Raw genomic sequence first — 17844 nt, forward strand, 5'->3', positions numbered from 1 at the left:
TGATGATTAAGCTTTTTAAGTATTCCATAATCTTCAGCCTGGGTCTTCTGGTTGTCGCATGTACTGACTTGGAAGAAGATCTGGTCGGCGATATTACTGAAGATTTCTCTGAAGATGGCGTCAATGTTGACGGCCCAGGAGGTAGCGATGGCCCACTTACGGCCCTCTACGCAGAGCTTCGCAACTCCGGAACTGCCAATCATGGCGGTTATTACTCCATACAGGAGATCACAACTGATGAGATGTTCATCGGTGCCAAAGGTGGCGACTGGTTCGATGGCGGCGATTTGATCCGCCTGCATCAGCACACTTACACGGCCAACCACCCGTTCATCAATGGCGCGTGGGTAGCTACCTACAACGCGATTGCTACCGCCAACGATAACCTCGGGAGCGGCAACCTGAACGAGTCAGAAGTGGCTCAAGCTCGTGCAGTACGTGCTTACTTCTACTGGCGTTTGCTCGACTCTTATGGCCGGGTGAAGCTCGTAACGGAGAACGATACCGATCCTCCTCAAGCTTCCCGCGAAGATGTCTTTGCTTTTGTTGAGAGCGAGCTGCTTGCTGCGTTGGGCATTTCTGAAGTTACTGCTGACATGGACCTTTCTGCAAGCCCGCTTGCTGACGGTGGCTCGGCTTATACCATGAACCGCTACGGTGCGCTCGGCCTGTTGGCAAAGCTTTACCTCAATGCTGAAGTTTACACGGGCATGCCTATGTATGACAAAGCAGAAATTGCGGCTTCGTTTGTAATTGACAGCGGTGTTTATGTGCTTTGTGACGAGGGCTGCTCTGTCCCTAACTTGGGCAGGCGTCCGGATGTTACTACAGACCCCGCTACCCTTGATGGCTATGCGGCGGTTTTTGCAGCCAACAACGAAGGTAATCCTGAGCATATCTTCTCTGTCCGTTATGACGAGGTGAACGGCCCAGGTATGAACTTCAGCCAGATGAACCTGCACTACTCCAGCCAGTTTACTTTCAACTTCCAGGAACAGCCATGGAATGGCTATGCCACGGTCGAAGAGTTCTACAACTCTTACGAGGATGGCGATAAGCGTAAGGAGGCGAGCTTCATCGTTGGCCCACAGCTAGACTTCAGCGGTTCTGCACTGCTCGACTATGCTGCCGATGATGATGACATTCAGCTCAACTATACGCCTGAGATCAACGAGCTGGCCCCTAACTCTTCACGCGAAGCGGGTGCACGCCCAGCTAAGTTCAGCTTCAAGCAGTTTGGCCGTGCCGAAATGGACAACGACTTCCCTATCGTCCGCTTGGGAGAGCTCTACCTGATACGTGCTGAAGCGCGTGCCCGTCAGGCTGACAACTGGGCTGTAGCTGAGGCTGACGTAAACGTACTGCGTGAGCGTGCTGGCGTTGACCCCTACAATGGGCAGTTGACAGAGGACGAGTTCCTGGCTGAGCGTGGTCGGGAAATGTTCCAAGAGACGGCTCGCCGTACCGACCTCATCCGCTTTGGCCGTTACAATGACACTTGGTGGGAGAAGCCTGTTTCTGAGCCATTCAAAAACATCTTCCCTATCCCTCAGGAGCAAATCAATTCAGGCGGTGGCCTGACACAGAACCCAGGGTACTAATCTGTTGCACCCTGAATAATTAGTCATCCCGAACGTTCTTGGTCTAGAGCGTTCGGGATACTTGTTCTTATCCCTATCTGAAGTCCTCATGAAACACTCTCCGCCCCTATTTGCCCGCGCAACCCCTGCCCGCATACTGTGGAGGAGCAGCCTGGCCTGCATCTTGGCCATGAGCGCCTGTTCGGCAGAACAGCCCAGCACGCTTTTTACCGCTTTGAGCCCCGATGAAACCGGGGTCAGCTTTGCCAACAACCTCTACTATACCGAAGCGTACAACCCTTATACCTACCGCAATTTCTACAACGGGGGAGGAGTCGCCCTAGGCGACATCAACAACGACGGTCTGATCGATATCTATTTCGCCGGCAACTTGGGCCCCAATAAGTTGTACCTCAATAAAGGCAACCTACAGTTTGAAGACATTACAGAGCAGGCGGGCGTTGCTTGTGAAGGGGTTTGGACCTCCGGCGTCAGTTTTGTAGACCTCAACGGTGATGGGCTCCTGGATATTTACGCCTGTAAAGCTGGCAAGCCCGGTGGCCCCAACCGGCACAACGAGCTCTTTATCAATCAAGGAGACCTTACTTTCAGCGAACAGTCAAAAGACTATGGGCTGGACATTACCGGCCTCTCCATTCAGGCCGCATTTTTTGATTACGACCTGGACGGAGATCTCGACTGCTATCTGCTCAACAACTCCCTGCGCTCCGTCGGTGGCTTCGACATGCAGGAAGGCCTCCGGGACCAATACGACCCTGAGGGCAATAAACTGCTCGAAAACCGGAATGGGAAATTCGTGGATGTCACCCAGCAGGCTGGCATCTATTCCAGTAGTATTGGCTATGGGCTGGGCATCACCTTAGCGGATTTTGACCAGGATGGCTACCCCGATATTTTCCTTTCCAATGATTTTTTTGAAAAAGACTATCTCTACTTCAACAACCAGGACGGCACTTTTTCTGAGCGGTCCGACAGCAGTTTCTATTCCCTTTCTATGGGCTCTATGGGGGCAGATGCCTGCGACCTGGACAATGACCTCCTCTCCGAAATTTTCGTCACGGAGATGCTGCCCCGCTCGCTTGACCGCAAAAAGACCAAGGCGGTATACGAAGAGTGGGATAAGTACAAGCTGAGCGTCAGCAAAGGGTATCACCATCAGTTTTCCAGGAATGTGCTGCACAAAAACTACAACGGGGCTCAATTTGCCGAGCTCGGCCGGCTGGCCGGAGTGGAAAGCACCGATTGGAGCTGGTCTGCGCTCATGCAGGATTATGATGGAGACGGGCTGCGCGACATTTTCGTGAGCAACGGGATCCGGTCTGACCTGCTCGACAAAGATTACCTCAACTATATGGCCAACGAAGTGCAGGTTAGGGCAATGATGGCCGAAGATGAGGAAGTCTTGAAAAAGCTGATCGAAATTATGCCCTCATCTCCGGTGCCCAATGCCATATTCAAAAATGAGGGCGAGCTGCGGTTCAGCTATAAAACGCCTGAGTGGGGGCTTGCTGCGCCCACTTTCAGCAACGGCAGTGCTTATGGCGACTTAGACAACGACGGCGATTTGGACCTTGTGGTCAACAACGTAGATCAGCCAGCCACCATTTACCGCAACAACAGCAGCCGGGAGGATGCCCACAGCATTTCGGTCGCTTTAGAATATCAGGGGCAGAACACAAAGGCGATCGGTGCCAAAGTACTGCTGTATGCTGGCGCTCTAAAAAGCCTGTTTGAGTATTATCCGGCCAAAGGGTTTCAGAGCTGTTCCGCTGTGCCTGTCTTTTTTGGCCTGGGCAGAGAAGAGCAGGTAGACAGCCTTTTCGTAATCTGGCCAAATGGCGAAGTGAGTGCCCGGCGGGGCCTTGCCGCCGGGCAGCAGTACACCATCCGCTATGCAGAAGGCACGGAGGCGGGCCGCCCCGCGCTTAGACAGCCGCAGGCCGCCGTACTGACGCCTACCGCCCCCCCCGTGATTTTTGAGCATGAAGAAGTCAGCCTCAACCTGTTTGGCAGGGAGCGCATGCTCTTGTCCATGCCAGGGGGGAAAGGGCCAGTTCTCCGTACCGCAGATGTAAATGGGGATGGGAAAGCCGATTTTTTTGCCGGAGGCGGCAAGAACCAGCCCTCTCGTTTGTACCTCGCTATGGACGGCGGTTTTGAAGAAGCCCTAGTTTTTGAGCAGGCCCGGCGCTCCGAAGTGACAGATGCCCGGTTTTTTGATAGCGATCAGGATGGCGATTTGGACCTGTACGTTGCCCATGGCGGCAAAGCTTTTTCCATCTATGCCCCTGAGCTGCACGACATCCTCTACCTCAACGATGGGCAGGGGCATTTTACACCGGCTCCTGAGGCATTCCCCTTTCCATACCCGCTCTCAACTGGCGCCGCCGCAGTAGCCGATTTAAACAATGATGGGCGTTTAGATGTCGCAGTGGGCGAGGCTATGAAGGTCAATACCTATGGCCTTCCGGGCAAATGCCTGATCTGGCTCAACCAAGGGGGCAACCGTTTTGCACTGGCAGAAGGGCCGCCGCAGGAGGAGATGGGCATGATCACCGCCATGGCTTGTGGCGATTGGGACAATAACGGCTGGGCAGATATTTTGCTGGCGGGCGAGTACATGCCCCTTACTGTATTGTACAACGAGCAGGGCACCTTCCGCCGGGAGTCCCTCAAGGATACTGATGGGCTTTGGAACACAGCAGAAACTGTAGACCTGGATGGGGATGGGGATATGGATGTTGTGCTGGGCAACTTGGGCGAGAACAATTTTTTCGGCGAAGGCCTCACCGTATTTGTTGCTGATTTTGACCACAACGGCACCATAGAGCAGCTGGCCTGCCGCGCTGCCCCTGAAGGGCACTTCCCTGTACATGATATTGATGAGCTTTACAAGCAGATGCCGGTGCTCCGGAAAAAATACCGGACTTACGAGGGCTTCTCAAAAGCCCCCTTGGAAGCTTTGATCCCTGGCGAAGACTTGGCCCAAGCTGGCCGTTTGTACCTTAAAGAGCGCAGGAGCGTTGTACTGTGGAACGAGGCAGGCCAGTTCCGGCTAGAGCCCCTGCCACGCACCGCGCAGTACAGCAGCGTGCACGCTATTTTGGCTGAGGATATCGATCAGGATGGCATAACCGACCTACTGCTCGGGGGCAATGATTACCGTTACAAGCCACAGTTCGGCCGTCAGGATGCCAGCCGAGGCTGTTTCTGCAAAGGGCAGCGTACGGCAGAAGGGGTCCGTTTCCCTAAATGCATAAACTTGGAGATAGATGGGCAGGTGCGCACCATAGCGCGCATAGGCTCCAACAAAATAGTTGTCGGAATAAACAATGGGAAAATTCAGTGGTATGAAATGGATTAATCATTTTTATGGCGTATTGCTGTTGCCGCTTTTGCTATCTGGCTGCGAGTCGGAGTATCAGCAGTATGTAAACCGCGAGCTGGGCAGCGGGCTGCTGCAAGACAGCCTCATTTTTGATATGCGGATGGGGCAGACCAAAAAAGAGTTTTATACTACCTGCTGGGAGTTGAACAAGCAGCAGGTCATCCTTGCCGGGTCGGGCAACCGCACCGCCCGCTATGTAGCCGATCAGGACTCCCTTGGCAACGCCTCAGAAGCCAAAGAAATGCTTTTCTATGGGGTGTTTGATGACAATGATACCATGCGGGGCATGGAAATGACCTATTCTTACATCACCTGGGCCCCCTGGAACCGGGAACGGCAGTCTGACAGCTTGCTACAGGTGCTCAGGCGGCAGTATATGGAAGGGTATCCCGGCAATGAGTTCATTGAAATAGATGTAGAGCACCTAGACCATCCTGCACTGGTGAAAATTGACGGGAATCGGCAGATACTGATGTACCCGAAGAACAAAAAAGATGTGCTCGTCCGTATTGAAGATTTACGGTATAAGTTCAATAAGTGATCGGGTGGGGGAGAGGCTGGCACGGCCGGGCCCCTGCCAAAAACTTAAGCGATGATGATGCGAAGTTTAACCTGGATAATGCCGCTCTTGCTTTTGCTGCAGGCTTGCAGCCCAACAGAGCCCGGAGCGCCGGAGCGCAGCGCTAGCCCCCTGTTTGCCCTTCTGGACAGTACGCAGACCGGTATCTCCTTCCGCAATGACCTGGCCTATGACGAAAACTTCAACGTCTACAAATACCGCAATTTTTACAACGGTGGAGGAGTGGCTATTGGAGATGTCAACAACGATGGGCTAGCTGATGTCTACCTGACTTCTAACCAAGGCCCCAACCGGCTCTACCTCAATAAGGGGGAGATGCAATTTGAGGACATTACCGCCCAAGCCGGCGTGGCAGGGCAGCGCGCTTGGTCTACTGGGGTCACTATGGCTGACGTCAACGGCGATGGCCTGCTAGACATCTACGTTTGCAATTCTGGGGATGTAGCGGGCGACAACAAAGAGAACGAGCTCTTCATTAATCAGGGCGGGCTGAAATTCCAGGAAATGGCTGCCGAGTACAACCTCAACGACAAAGGGTATTCTACCCATGCCAGCTTCTTTGATTATGACAAAGACGGCGACCTCGATGTTTACATCCTCAACAACTCCTTCCAGGCCATCGGCAGCTTCAACCTCCGCAAAAATGAACGCCCCAATCGGGACGAGCTCGGCGGAGATAAGCTCATGCGCAACGACGGGGGGCAGTTTACGGATGTGAGCGAACAAGCCGGCATCTACGGCAGCGTCATTGGCTTTGGCCTGGGCGTGACCGTAGGGGATGTCAACAACGACAATTGGGAGGACATCTTCATTTCCAATGACTTCTTTGAGCGGGATTACCTCTACATCAATCAGCAAAATGGCACGTTCAAAGAAGACCTGGTCAATCAGATCAAATCCATCAGTGGGGCTTCTATGGGGGCGGATATGGCTGACATCAACAACGATGGGCATCAGGATATATTTGTGACCGAAATGCTGCCTTCTGACTATCAGCGCCTCAAAACGGTGACGACCTTCGAGGGGTGGGACAAGTACCAGTACAATACCGCCAATGGGTACCATCATCAGTTTACCCGCAATGTGCTCCACCTCAACCGGGGCGACAGCTCTTTTAGCGAGGTATCCCGCATGCTGGGCGTGGAGGCTTCCGACTGGAGCTGGGGCGCCCTGTTTTTTGATATGGACAACGATGGCTACAAGGACCTCTTTATTGCCAATGGCATTTACAAAGACCTCACCGATCAGGACTACCTGCAGTATGTGGCCAACGAATCGGTCATACAGTCCATCATCAGTGATAAAGGGGTAGATTTCAAAAAGCTCATCGATATCATCCCTTCCAATAAGGTGCCCAACCATGCTTTCCGCAACGAGGGCGGGCTTTCCTTCCGGAAATACCCTGAAAGCGGGCTGCAGGACCCCAGTTTCTCCAACGGTGCAGCTTATGGCGATCTGGACAACGACGGCGATCTCGACTTGATTGTCAACAACGTCAATATGCCTTGCTTTGTCTATGAAAACCAACAATCGGGCAGCAACTACCTGAAGTTCCATCTGCGCGGTACAGGCATGAACACCTTTGCCATTGGCAGCAAGATAAGGCTGAAGCACGGTGAGCATACCTGGGTGGCCGAAAACCAGCCCACCCGAGGGTTTCAGTCTAGCATGGACCCCGCAGTCGTCCTGGGCCTGGGGTCGGCTGATGAAGCTGAAGTGGACATCATTTGGCCAGATGGCAAGGTCACCCAATTGGGGCCGGTCAAGGCCAATCAAACCCTCACCATATCTTCCGAAACCGGCCAGCCGGTAGATTTGAAAACGGAAGCCGCATCAGCAGTGCAGCAGCTTAGGCAAATCAAAAATGCCATGGCCTATACACATATAGAAAACCGTTACATTGACTTCAACCGCGAGCGGCTGGTATACCACGGGCACAGCAATGAAGGGCCCCGCACTGCTACCGGCGACCTCAATAGCGATGGCTTAGCCGATTTTGTCATCCCCGGGCCCAAAGGGATGTCAAGCATGGTCTATTTTGGGCTGCAAAAAGGCGGGTTCGAGCCTGTCGAACTGAGCGCCCTTCCGGCTGACGCCGAGCATGTAGCAGCCCACCTCTTCGACGCCGATGGCGATGGAGACCTCGACCTTTACATCGCTAGCGGGGGCGTGGAGATTTCCGAGTTCTCCGCCCTTTACCACGACTACCTGCTGTTCAACGACGGGCAAGGCCGGTTCGGGGAGCCTGTACAGGTTTTCCCAGACGATAAAAAGCTGAGCACCCTGGCGGTCGCTTCCGCAGATATGGATGGAGATGGCGACCTGGACCTCTTTGTTGGAGAGCGTATTAAGGTTGGGAAGTATGGCGCCCGCTGCTCCGGTTATCTCTTAGAAAACGACGGGCAGGGCCGTTTCCAAGATGTATCAGCTGCCTATTACCCCGCTTTTCAGGACATGGGCATGATCACGGATGCTAAGTGGGCTGATTTGAATAGCGATGGCCGCCCCGACCTGGCCATAGTCGGGGAGTTCATGGAGGTACAGCTCTTGCTGAACGATGGCACGCAGCTCCGCAAAGCAGCCCTGTCATTCCCCTCTGGCGGGCTTTGGAACCGCCTAGAAACTGTTGACCTGGATTTGGATGGCGATCTCGACCTGGCCTTGGGCAACCTGGGCACCAATAGCCGCCTGCGCGCTAGCGAAGCCCACCCTTTGCGGTTGTACTACAGCGATTTTGATCAAAACAGCTTCCCAGAAAGCATACTGACTTTTAATGCTGAAAACGGCAAAGATTACCCTTACGCCCTCAGGCACAACCTGCTGAAACAGCTCCGCTTCCTCCAAAAGAAATATCCTGATTTTGATTCTTTCAAAGATCAAGATATGGAGCAGATATTTAGCCCGGAGCAGCTGGCTAGTGCCGATGTGCAGGAAGTACAGCTGCTGAGCTCAGTCTTGCTGCGCAATCAGGGCGAAGGGGCTTTCGAGATTGCCCCTCTGCCCATTACCACACAGTTTAGCCCCGTGTATGCCATCAAGTCTGCAGATGTGAACGGAGACGGTTACCCCGACCTCCTGACCGGCGGCAACCTCTTCAAGGTACAGCCGGAGCTGGGGCGCTATGACGCCTCCTATGGGCAGTGCCTCATCAACGACGGGAAAGGGGTATTCTCTGACCGTTCGGTAGAACTGGGCTTCTCTGTAGAAGGCGAAATCCGTGATTTTCAATTTGTAGACGGCAGGGTTTATGTTTTCCGCAACAACGATGCCGTTGTGACTTATCAACTCAATTATGAATAGCCACCTTTTAAACTATACCCTCATTTGCTCCTTTCTGGCCCTTGCAGCCTTTGGTTGTGGGGAAGCTGCTTCCCCAGCCTCTTCTGTGGGCACTATGGTAAGCCTTGGCCCGGAAGAAACGGGCATAGATTTCGTGAACGAGCTTTCCCGCAGCGATCGCCGCAACATCATCGAATACCTCTACTACTACAACGGCGGGGGAGTAGCTGTGGGCGATATCAACAATGACGGCCTGGAAGACCTCTTCTTCACCGCTAATGAAAAACCCGATCGGCTCTACCTCAATAAAGGGGGCTTGCAGTTTGAAGACATTACACAGCAGGCAGGCATCATTGCAGATGACGCCTGGTCTTCTGGGGTAACTTTTGCAGATGTGAACAACGATGGCTATCTCGACCTCTACGTCTGCAAAGTAGGGGTAGGCGTCATGCCGGCCGCCCACAACCTTTTGTACATCAACCAAAAGGACGGTACTTTCCGGGAGGAGTCCAAAGCCTACGGGCTGGACTTTCAGGGGTATTCCACGCAAGCCTGTTTTCTGGATTATGATCAGGATGGCGATCTCGACCTCTACTTGCTCAATCATAACGTACACTCCGTACGCAGCTATGGCACTACCAAGAAACGCAAGGAAACCGACAAGTGGGCAGGCGACCGCTTTTTTGAGAACCGAGTCAATGAGGCAGGCGGCGCCTTTGTCGATGTCACGGCGGCTACTGGCATATACAGCAGCCCCCTTGGCTACGGGCTGGCCATTGCAGCAGCCGACCTGAACGGCGACGGCCTGACCGACATCTACATCGGAAACGATTTTCACGAGAATGACTACCTCTACCTCAATAATGGCGACAAGACCTTTACAGAGGCGATAAGGCAGTGGGCCGATCATACCACACAGTTCAGTATGGGCGCCGATATTGCCGATTTGAACAACGACGGCTACCCTGACCTGTTCAGCACGGATATGCTCCCTTTTGACGAAAGCGTCTACCTCAAATCAGGAGGGGAAGATACGGATCAGCTCAAGCGCATAAAAGCAGAGCTGGGTTTTGAAAACCAATACGCCCGCAATCACCTTCAGCTCAATTCACAGCAGGGGCACTTCACCGACCTGGCCCTACAGACCCGGACCTTCGCTACCGACTGGAGCTGGGCGGTCCTTCTACAAGATTTTGACAACAACGGCCGCAAGGACATTTTCATCACCAATGGCATCCTCAAGCGCCCCAATGACTTGGATTACATCAACTACCTCAATAGCGAGGCCATTGCCAAGTACAGCGAAGAGGACCCCGAGCGCACCCGCAGGCTGATTGAAAAACTGCCTTCCCAAAAGCTGAACAACATCCTCTTCTTGCAGAAAGGAGACCTCGAGTTCTCTTCCATCAATGAGGCGAAAGTGGGCAACCCTGGCTTTTCCAATGGCGCTGCCTTTGCCGACCTCGACCTGGATGGTGTGCTAGAGGTGGTAGTCAACAACATCAATGAGCCTGCTGCTATCCTCAAATGCAAGCCGGAGGCACGCAAAGGCAATGCGCTGAGCCTGTCCCTGTCTGACCCAAGCCAGAAAACAGTGCTCGGCACAAAGGTTTTTGCATACGCAGGCGGGCAACAGCTGTTTCAGGAGCTCCAAGTCGTAAGGGGCTATCAGTCGTCCTCTTCTTACCGTTTGCATTTGGGCCTGGGCCAAACCGAACAGGTCGACTCCCTCCGTATCATCTGGCCAGACGGGGCTCAGCAGCTCCTGTCCAACCTGACTGTCAATGAGCTCCTGGAGGTTCAAAAATCAGCCAACAGCCAGCCTGTGCCTGCTGTAGCAGGGGCTGCCGTAAAAACAGAAGGGCAGTTTCGGGTATTGCCCCTCCTACATGAAGAAAACCCTTTCCAGGACGATGAAAATGAAAAGCTTATCCCAGAGCTGCTTTCCCGCGAAGGGCCGGCTGTACTCTATGAAGACCTTGATGCGGATGGTATCCCTGACTTGGTCCTAGGCGGTGCACACGGCTTCCCGCTCCGGCTGCTCAAAGGGGGCTCAGATGGCAGCTTCCAAAACCTGGAGGTAGCAGATTTCAACCGCGATGCCCGTTATGAGGACGTCAGCATAGCCACCATTGATTTTGACCAGGATGGCGACCTCGACCTCTATGTGGCCAGCGGGGGCAGCGTCGCTAAAGAATTGGACAAAGCCTTGGAGGACCGGATCTACCTCAACAACGGCCAGATGGATTTCCGCCGCATACCGCTTTCCCTGCCCCATACCAATGGCAGTGTAGTGGCGGTGGCCGACTTCGACCAAGATGGGTACGAAGATATTTTTGTCGGCGCCCGCTCCATCACAGGCTCCTACGGGCTGTCCCCCTATAGCTTTGTGCTGAAAAACCGTCAGGGCACTGGGGTAGAGATCGCTTATCAGTACCGCTTTGGCATGGTCACAGATGCTGCCTGGCAAGACCTTGATGGCGATGGGGATTTGGACCTGGCTATATGCGGCGATTGGATGCCGGTGCAGGTCATGGAAAATGACGGGCAGGGCGGCCTGGAGTTTTTGCCACAAGGAAAGCGCGTACCGGAGCTTGCCGGTTTCTGGTCCCGCTTGGCTTTTGCCGACCTCAATCAGGACGGTCTGCCCGACATCCTGGCTGGCAATCTGGGCACCAACAGCCTGATGCAAGCTTCTCCAGAACAACCTGCTTATCTATACCTTGGAGATTTTGATGAAAATGGGTTTGTAGACCCACTTATCTTCTTCCATTATTTCGGCCGGTACGTGCCTCTGGGCTCAAGGGATAAGCTCTTGACCCAACTGCCGGGGCTTAAGCGGGAATTTGTAAGCTATGACGCCTATGCCCAGGTCAGCCAATTTGAACAGCTGTTGCCTGCCGGGCAAGAGCTCTTGGTGGAGACAAAGCAGGTCAATGAGCTGCGGTCTATGGCGTTCTTGTCCATCCCAGGCGGAGGCTACGAGCCTGTGCCCTTGCCTGCTGAAGTGCAGCGCGGCAAAGTGCAGGATTGGCTATGGGACCGCACCGCTCAGCAATTGTACTATGTGTGCAGTCAGGGCGAGCTTGCTGCGGTACGGGGCAACAGCCTTTCTGCCAAGGGCGGCGTGCTTAGCGGGCTCGACCCTTCTTCGGGCACATTCTCAGCTCATGCCCCTTTGCCGCTGCCAAGGAATGTGCAGGCGCGCGCACTGCTCAAGCTGCAGGGTGGCGAATTCCTGCTGGTGACCAACAACGGCTACCCTTACCTGATTGTAGAGTAAGCTTGGGGGCTCCTCCTGCCCTAACGGCAGGAGGCCGCTATGCTACGGGGCTCGCTTTTCGCTCGGCCCTGCCGGGCTTCCCACCCCTCCGCAGCGCTAGCCCGGCCCCATCATGGCAAGCAGAAGGCCCAAGCGCCTGCGGTATTTGGATATACAACATACCCGCCACCACAGTGCGGTTAGCGCTTTGGCCCTTAGGAATAAGATGCTTGATCGCCTAGGATAAACACCATCAAATATCTTGTTTGTGGCTGCCTCACCTCCTTGATGGCGCTTAGTTTTCATGGGGCCATAAGGAGCTGCCCGAAGTGTGAAGCCCAAACAAGTCCTTGGGCAAGGCACAAAAAACGGAGCTTAGGCAAGTCCCGCTTTTTACGAAAGCAGGAAGGGTTTGCGAAACGAGGCATAAGCAAAAAGCGCTGTTTACAGCCCGATTACTAAAGCCCAAACAGGCTCTAAATCACAACAAGGGCTTATCTTTGCGGCAAATGATCAACGCCCTACATGCAACTTAAGCGCATCAAGCATTACTTCGAAGCCTACAAAGCCTACCTGCAAACGGAGCAGGCACAGGCCACCCGGGTGCACATCTGGGAGTCGCAACGGATTTTCCAAAATAATTGGGACCGGGACGCTACAGAATGGGCTGCTATGTACGATGCCTGCCTAAAAAACAGCACCAGCCGGCGCCTCTGGAAACGGGAAGCTTATGAGCCCAAACGGATGATGCTGGAGCTCATGCGCATGCAGCCTGATTTTACCCGCCACATGTTCCTGGACCTTTTCAACGAGGAGAAAGCCCTGGAGGGGCGCGCCAGCCGGTTTGTCCATTACTGTAATATGCTGTTCGAGGAGTACCAGGACAAGCACCCCGCACGGCGGGACAACAGCCACTACCATGACGATGGCTACCAAATGGTTTTTCTTTACCTGGCCTTCCGCTTCCCAGAGCATTATACCCTATATGAAGGGGAGACCTTCCGTCGGTTCCTGCAGCACTTGGGCAGCCCAGACATCCCCGCCGCCCACGACTTGGAGCGCTTTGCGAAAGTCATGCGCACCATTTACAAAATGATGGAAAAAGAGCCTGAGCTGTTGCCTTCCCACCTGGCCCGGCTGCCAGCTGCCGAAAAGGATAGCAGCGGGAGCCTATTGGTCGTATATGATTTTTACCAGGCAGTAGCGGGGGAACGCGCTGCCCTGCCTGCATACACCGGGCGCTAAGGCGCTCCAATAAAAGCACATGTTGAATAAGCTAGTTTTTCTTCTTGCAGGAATCTTCGTCCTCAGTTCTGCTTTCGGGCAGCTCCATCAGCCTATACTGCCGGGTTTAGAGGGAGATGCTTTGCTGCAAGCCTTACAGGACAACTTCCGCCCTTCCAGTGTACTGACTTACGGAGAAGCCCGGGACTTATTGTTTGGCGAGATCGATCCCAGCAACGACACCCTATATTGTGTGTATACAGGCCTCGCTGCCTATATCGCCCCCGGCGAAGACCCTACGGAAACAGCCTTTGACCAAGGCATCAATACAGAGCACACCTGGCCGAGGAGCAAGGGCGCATCCGGTTTTATCCCAGAAGCGGATATGCACCACCTTTTCCCTACTGAAGCACAGGCCAATTCAGACCGTGGCTCATTCCCTTTTGGCGAGGTGCCCGACGCACAGGCCATCAGGTGGTATGGCAACGGCAGTGAGTTCAGCAGTCAGCCTGCCGATGATAATGGCCAGTACAGCGAGCTGGGCAATCAGCTGTTCGAGCCCCCGCATGCTCATAAAGGGGATGTCGCCCGGGCTATGTTCTACTTCTATACGGTATACCGGGAGGAAGCCTTAGCCGCCGACCCATCCTTTTTTGAAGCCCAGCGTACTACGCTCTGCCTTTGGCAGGCAGAAGACCCGGTTACTCAAAAAGAGTGGGACCGTACCCACGCGATCGCCCCGCATCAGCAGGGTAAAGCCAACCCTTTTGTGCTCGATTGTACCCTGGCCACCCGCTGCTATTGCGATGATGTTGTCCCTCCATGTACCCCGCCCGTGAGTGTGGAGGAAGTGGCGCCCGGGAAGCTTTCCAAGGTTTTGTTGTTCCCTAACCCCGCCTATGGGGCAACCACCTTAGAGCTGGCCCTGCCAGAAGCAGGGGCACTGACGTTGCAATGGCACAATACGTTAGGGCAGCCGGTACTAGGGCCTCAGGAGCAGGGGCTGCCCAAAGGGCCTTCTGCCTGGGAAGTCGAAGCGCCAAAGCAAGCCGGTATTTACATCGGCCAACTCCGCCTAAGTGGCGCAGGCAGAGCATGGACGGGCACCGTCCGCTTGCTCGTCGAATAATGTTGGAATTCATAAAACGGCCCAGGCGGCTTGCTGCCGGGCGACAAACTGGATAATCATGAAAAAAAGGGTGTCTTCCTGGTTCGTACTGCTGTTCGTTGCACTCAGCCCTGCCTGGGCGCAATCTTCCCTGCTGCAGTCTGGCCCTATGCTGGGCTACAATGAGATGAAAGAAGTACTGCTCTGGGTGCAAACTACTGCTGCTGCTGAAGTACAGTTTGCCTACTGGCCGCAGTCTGAACCCTCCAACCGGCGCCTGACCGCTGTGAAGCAAACACAAGCTGAAGAGGCCTTTACTGCCAAACTCCTGGCTGATGAGTTAGCGCCTGGGGCAGCTTATTCTTATGAGCTGCTGATCAATGGAAAGAAAGTCGAGCTGCCTTACCCAACGGAATTTTCAACTCAGCCCCTTTGGCAATGGCGCACAGACCCGCCTGAATTCAACGTAGCTATTGGGAGCTGCGCTTATATCAATGAGGAGGTTTATGACCGCCCGGGAACACCCTATGGAAGCGAGTACGAGATTTTTGAAGCCATCCACAGCAAGCGCCCAGACGCTATGGTCTGGCTGGGCGACAACTTCTACCTGCGCGAAGCCGACTGGTTCACAGCATCGGGCATTTTGCATCGTTATACACACACCCGAAGCCTGCCTGAAATGCAGCCCCTGCTCGCTAGCACCCACCACTATGCCATTTGGGACGACCACGACTTCGGGCCCAACGATTCTGACCGCAGCTTTGTGCACAAAGACAAGACCCTGCGTGCTTTTGACCTGTTCTGGGGGAACCCTACGGTGGGCATACCCGGGCAGGAAGGGGGCATCACTTCCTACTTTCAGTATAACGACATAGAATTTTTCCTACTGGACAACCGCTACTTCCGGAGCCCCAACCGCAGGGCTTCTGGTGAGCGCACCATTCTGGGCGAAGCGCAGTTGGAGTGGCTGATCGATGCACTGAGCAGTAGCCGGGCCCCATTCAAGATGGTGTGCATCGGCGGGCAAGTCCTGAATACTGTTGCGCGGTATGAAAATTATGCCAATTACGCCGAGGAGCGCGCCTACCTGCTCAACCGGATCGAGGAGGAAGGCATCCGCAATGTGGTCTTCCTGACCGGCGACCGCCACCATAGCGAGCTGAGCCAATACCGCAACAGCGCAGGCTATACTGTGACGGACCTCACCATTTCCCCCCTCACGGCAGGGACAGGGCATACGGTAGAAGAGGAGAACCGCCTCAGAGTACCTGGCACACTCCTCTCACAGCACAACTTTGCGGTCCTGAACTTCTCCGGCGAGCGCCGGTCCAGAAAGCTGAACATCACTGTTTTTGACAAAGATGGAGTGCAGCTGTGGGCCAAGGAAATCGCCTCAGAATAGTGTGCCCCCAAGGTCCAGTACACGCTTTTCCCTACTCAAAACCAGCTTGACAATGACCATCCGGTTGCTGATTTTTAGCCTTGCTCTATGGCCGCTGCTGAACAGCTGTAGCTCGGCAGGCAGTGATGAAAAAAACGCCCTGCACAGCTCGCACCGTACAGATTCCCTGATTCAGCTGATGCTGCAGGCGCATGGAAGCCATATCGTGGGGCAAAGCAGCGTCTCTTTTGATTTCCGCGGGCGTTCCTACCGCAGTCAGCGCAATGGCGGAGCTTTCCAGTACGAGCGCCAATTTGCCGATAGCTCAGGAGCTGTTGTCCGTGATGTCTTGACGAACAATGGGCTTTTCCGTGAGATGGACGGGGAGCGGCAGCCCCTCACCCCAAAAGACAGCACAGCCTATGCAGGCTCGGTCAATTCCGTAATCTACTTCGCCCTGCTGCCTTATTTTTTGCAGGACAAAGCCGTAAATGCTGCCTATGCAGGGGAGGCGGTGCTTAAAGGGGAGCCCTACCACAAAATCAAAGTGACTTTTGCCGAAGAGGGCGGTGGAGAGGATCATGAGGATGTCTATGTTTATTGGATGCATCAGCAGCAACATACGATGGACTATCTGGCTTACAGCTATGTAGTGAACGGTGGAGGTGCCCGTTTCCGGGAAGCCTACAACGTAAGGTCCATAGAAGGGCTGCGCATCGCGGACTATCATAATTACAAGCCCATGCTGGATACCCGGGACGTTATGGTGTTCGACAGCCTCTTCGAGGCAGGGCAGATGGAGCTGCTCTCTGAGATCGAAATCAGGCAGATAACCCTCAGCAAATGAAAGTACTGATTGTCCGCTTTTCCTCTATAGGCGATATCGTCCTGGCCACGCCGGTCATACGTTGCGTGCGGCAGCAGCTGGGGGCAGAGGTACATGTACTGACCAAACATGCTTTCCGCTCCATCCTTGAGCCCAACCCTTATGTTGACAAAGTATACAGCATACAGAAGCGCGTCAGCGAAGTAACGCAGGAGCTGAGGGGCGAGCGGTACGATGCCGTTTTGGATCTGCACAACAACCTGCGCAGCCTGCAGGTGAAATGGTCTTTGCGGGCACGTTCCTTTACCTTCAACAAAATCAACTGGGCGAAATGGCTTAAAGTGAACCTTAAAGTCGACCGTTTGCCCAAGGTGCATATCGTAGAGCGCTATATGAAGCCGGCAGAGGCCCTTGGCGTGGTTTATGATGGGCAGGGGCTCGATTATTTTATCCCCCGGGAAGCAGAAGTCAGCCTGCCAGGCGCTTTGGGGGTTTCACCGGGCGGGTATGTCGCTATAGCTATCGGCGCTGCACATGCGACTAAGCGGCTTCCTTTAGAACAGTTGGTAGCCTTGGCGCGTGGGCTCAGCGAGCCGGTCGTGCTGTTGGGCGGGCCCGGAGACGCTGAGGCAGGGGCACAGATTGCAGCAGCAGCAGGAGCGCACGTGGCCAATACGTGTGGGAAACTGAGCCTCCACCAATCGGCGAGCATCGCCAAACAGGCCCGCCACGTGATCACGCATGATACTGGCATGATGCACATCGCAGCAGCCCTGCGCAAGCCGATTACCGCAGTGTGGGGCAATACAATTCCAGGCTTTGGAATGTATCCTTTTTATCCAGAAGGCGTACAACGGCATACCGATGTAGAGGTGGCCGGGCTGGGTTGCAGGCCTTGCTCGAAAATTGGGCACGAAGCATGCCCGAAGGGGCACTTCCGCTGTATGAAAAACATTGAGATTGCAGCAATCTTGCAGGCTGCCCAAAAATAAGTGCGATTGTCTGCCAGGCGTGGAAAACAAAAAATGGGGCTTTGTGCGCCCTGCCGTATTCCGCCTATCTTAGCCCTGATTTTGCCAGATTATTGAAGAAATCATTTATCTTTCGGTTTTAGTCTATGTTGGGGGTTCGCTTTTGGGGCGGATGTAGTCCAATTTTATCCTGAAAAGGCACGGCACATTCACGAATGAGATAA

At 54.2% G+C, this 17844-nt stretch carries 10 protein-coding genes; all 10 read left to right on the forward strand.

The genetic code is table 11. The features are described 5' to 3' along the window. The first annotated feature begins 2 nt into the window (after positions 1–2). The 10 genes from FRY97_RS04415 (at position 3) to FRY97_RS04460 (ending at position 17641) form a co-directional block, all read left to right on the forward strand. Positions 3–1601, forward strand: coding sequence for a RagB/SusD family nutrient uptake outer membrane protein (locus FRY97_RS04415; RefSeq protein WP_147166220.1), 1599 nt, complete (start codon positions 3–5; stop codon positions 1599–1601). An 88-nt stretch (positions 1602–1689) separates the two neighbouring features. Further along, the gene (locus FRY97_RS04420; protein WP_147166221.1) at positions 1690–4965 is read left to right on the forward strand and encodes a VCBS repeat-containing protein; all 3276 of its coding nucleotides are present in this window, start codon (positions 1690–1692) and stop codon (positions 4963–4965) included. Further along, positions 4952–5530 (forward strand): hypothetical protein, encoded by a 579-nt coding sequence (locus FRY97_RS04425; RefSeq protein ID WP_147166222.1) that lies wholly within the window; start codon positions 4952–4954, stop codon positions 5528–5530. Before FRY97_RS04420 ends, FRY97_RS04425 begins: the two co-directional genes overlap by 14 nt. Positions 5531–5584: 54 nt before the next feature. Beyond that, on the forward strand, positions 5585–8869 hold the full coding sequence (locus tag FRY97_RS04430; protein ID WP_147166268.1) for a VCBS repeat-containing protein: 3285 nt from the start codon (positions 5585–5587) through the stop codon (positions 8867–8869). Beyond that, positions 8862–12131, forward strand: coding sequence for a VCBS repeat-containing protein (locus tag FRY97_RS04435; RefSeq protein WP_147166223.1), 3270 nt, complete (start codon positions 8862–8864; stop codon positions 12129–12131). Before FRY97_RS04430 ends, FRY97_RS04435 begins: the two co-directional genes overlap by 8 nt. Before the next feature lie 504 nt (positions 12132–12635). Next, positions 12636–13355 carry a hypothetical protein gene (locus tag FRY97_RS04440; RefSeq protein ID WP_147166224.1) on the forward strand — a complete coding sequence of 240 codons (720 nt, stop codon included), beginning with the start codon at positions 12636–12638 and terminating at the stop codon, positions 13353–13355. Between the two features lie 19 nt (positions 13356–13374). Further along, complete coding sequence (locus FRY97_RS04445) at positions 13375–14463, forward strand: endonuclease (protein WP_147166225.1); 1089 nt, start codon at positions 13375–13377, stop codon at positions 14461–14463. 58 nt (positions 14464–14521) lie between these two features. Continuing rightward, positions 14522–15844 carry an alkaline phosphatase D family protein gene (locus tag FRY97_RS04450; protein WP_170254493.1) on the forward strand — a complete coding sequence of 441 codons (1323 nt, stop codon included), beginning with the start codon at positions 14522–14524 and terminating at the stop codon, positions 15842–15844. A 52-nt stretch (positions 15845–15896) separates the two neighbouring features. Continuing rightward, positions 15897–16670, forward strand: a complete 774-nt coding sequence (locus tag FRY97_RS04455; RefSeq protein ID WP_147166226.1) for a DUF6503 family protein — start codon at positions 15897–15899, stop codon at positions 16668–16670. After that, positions 16667–17641, forward strand: coding sequence for a glycosyltransferase family 9 protein (locus FRY97_RS04460; RefSeq protein ID WP_147166227.1), 975 nt, complete (start codon positions 16667–16669; stop codon positions 17639–17641). Before FRY97_RS04455 ends, FRY97_RS04460 begins: the two co-directional genes overlap by 4 nt. The last annotated feature ends 203 nt before the right edge of the window (positions 17642–17844 follow it).

It is taken from the genome of Phaeodactylibacter luteus (assembly GCF_007993045.1).
In the GTDB taxonomy this organism is placed as follows: Bacteria; Bacteroidota; Bacteroidia; order Chitinophagales; family Saprospiraceae; genus Phaeodactylibacter; species Phaeodactylibacter luteus.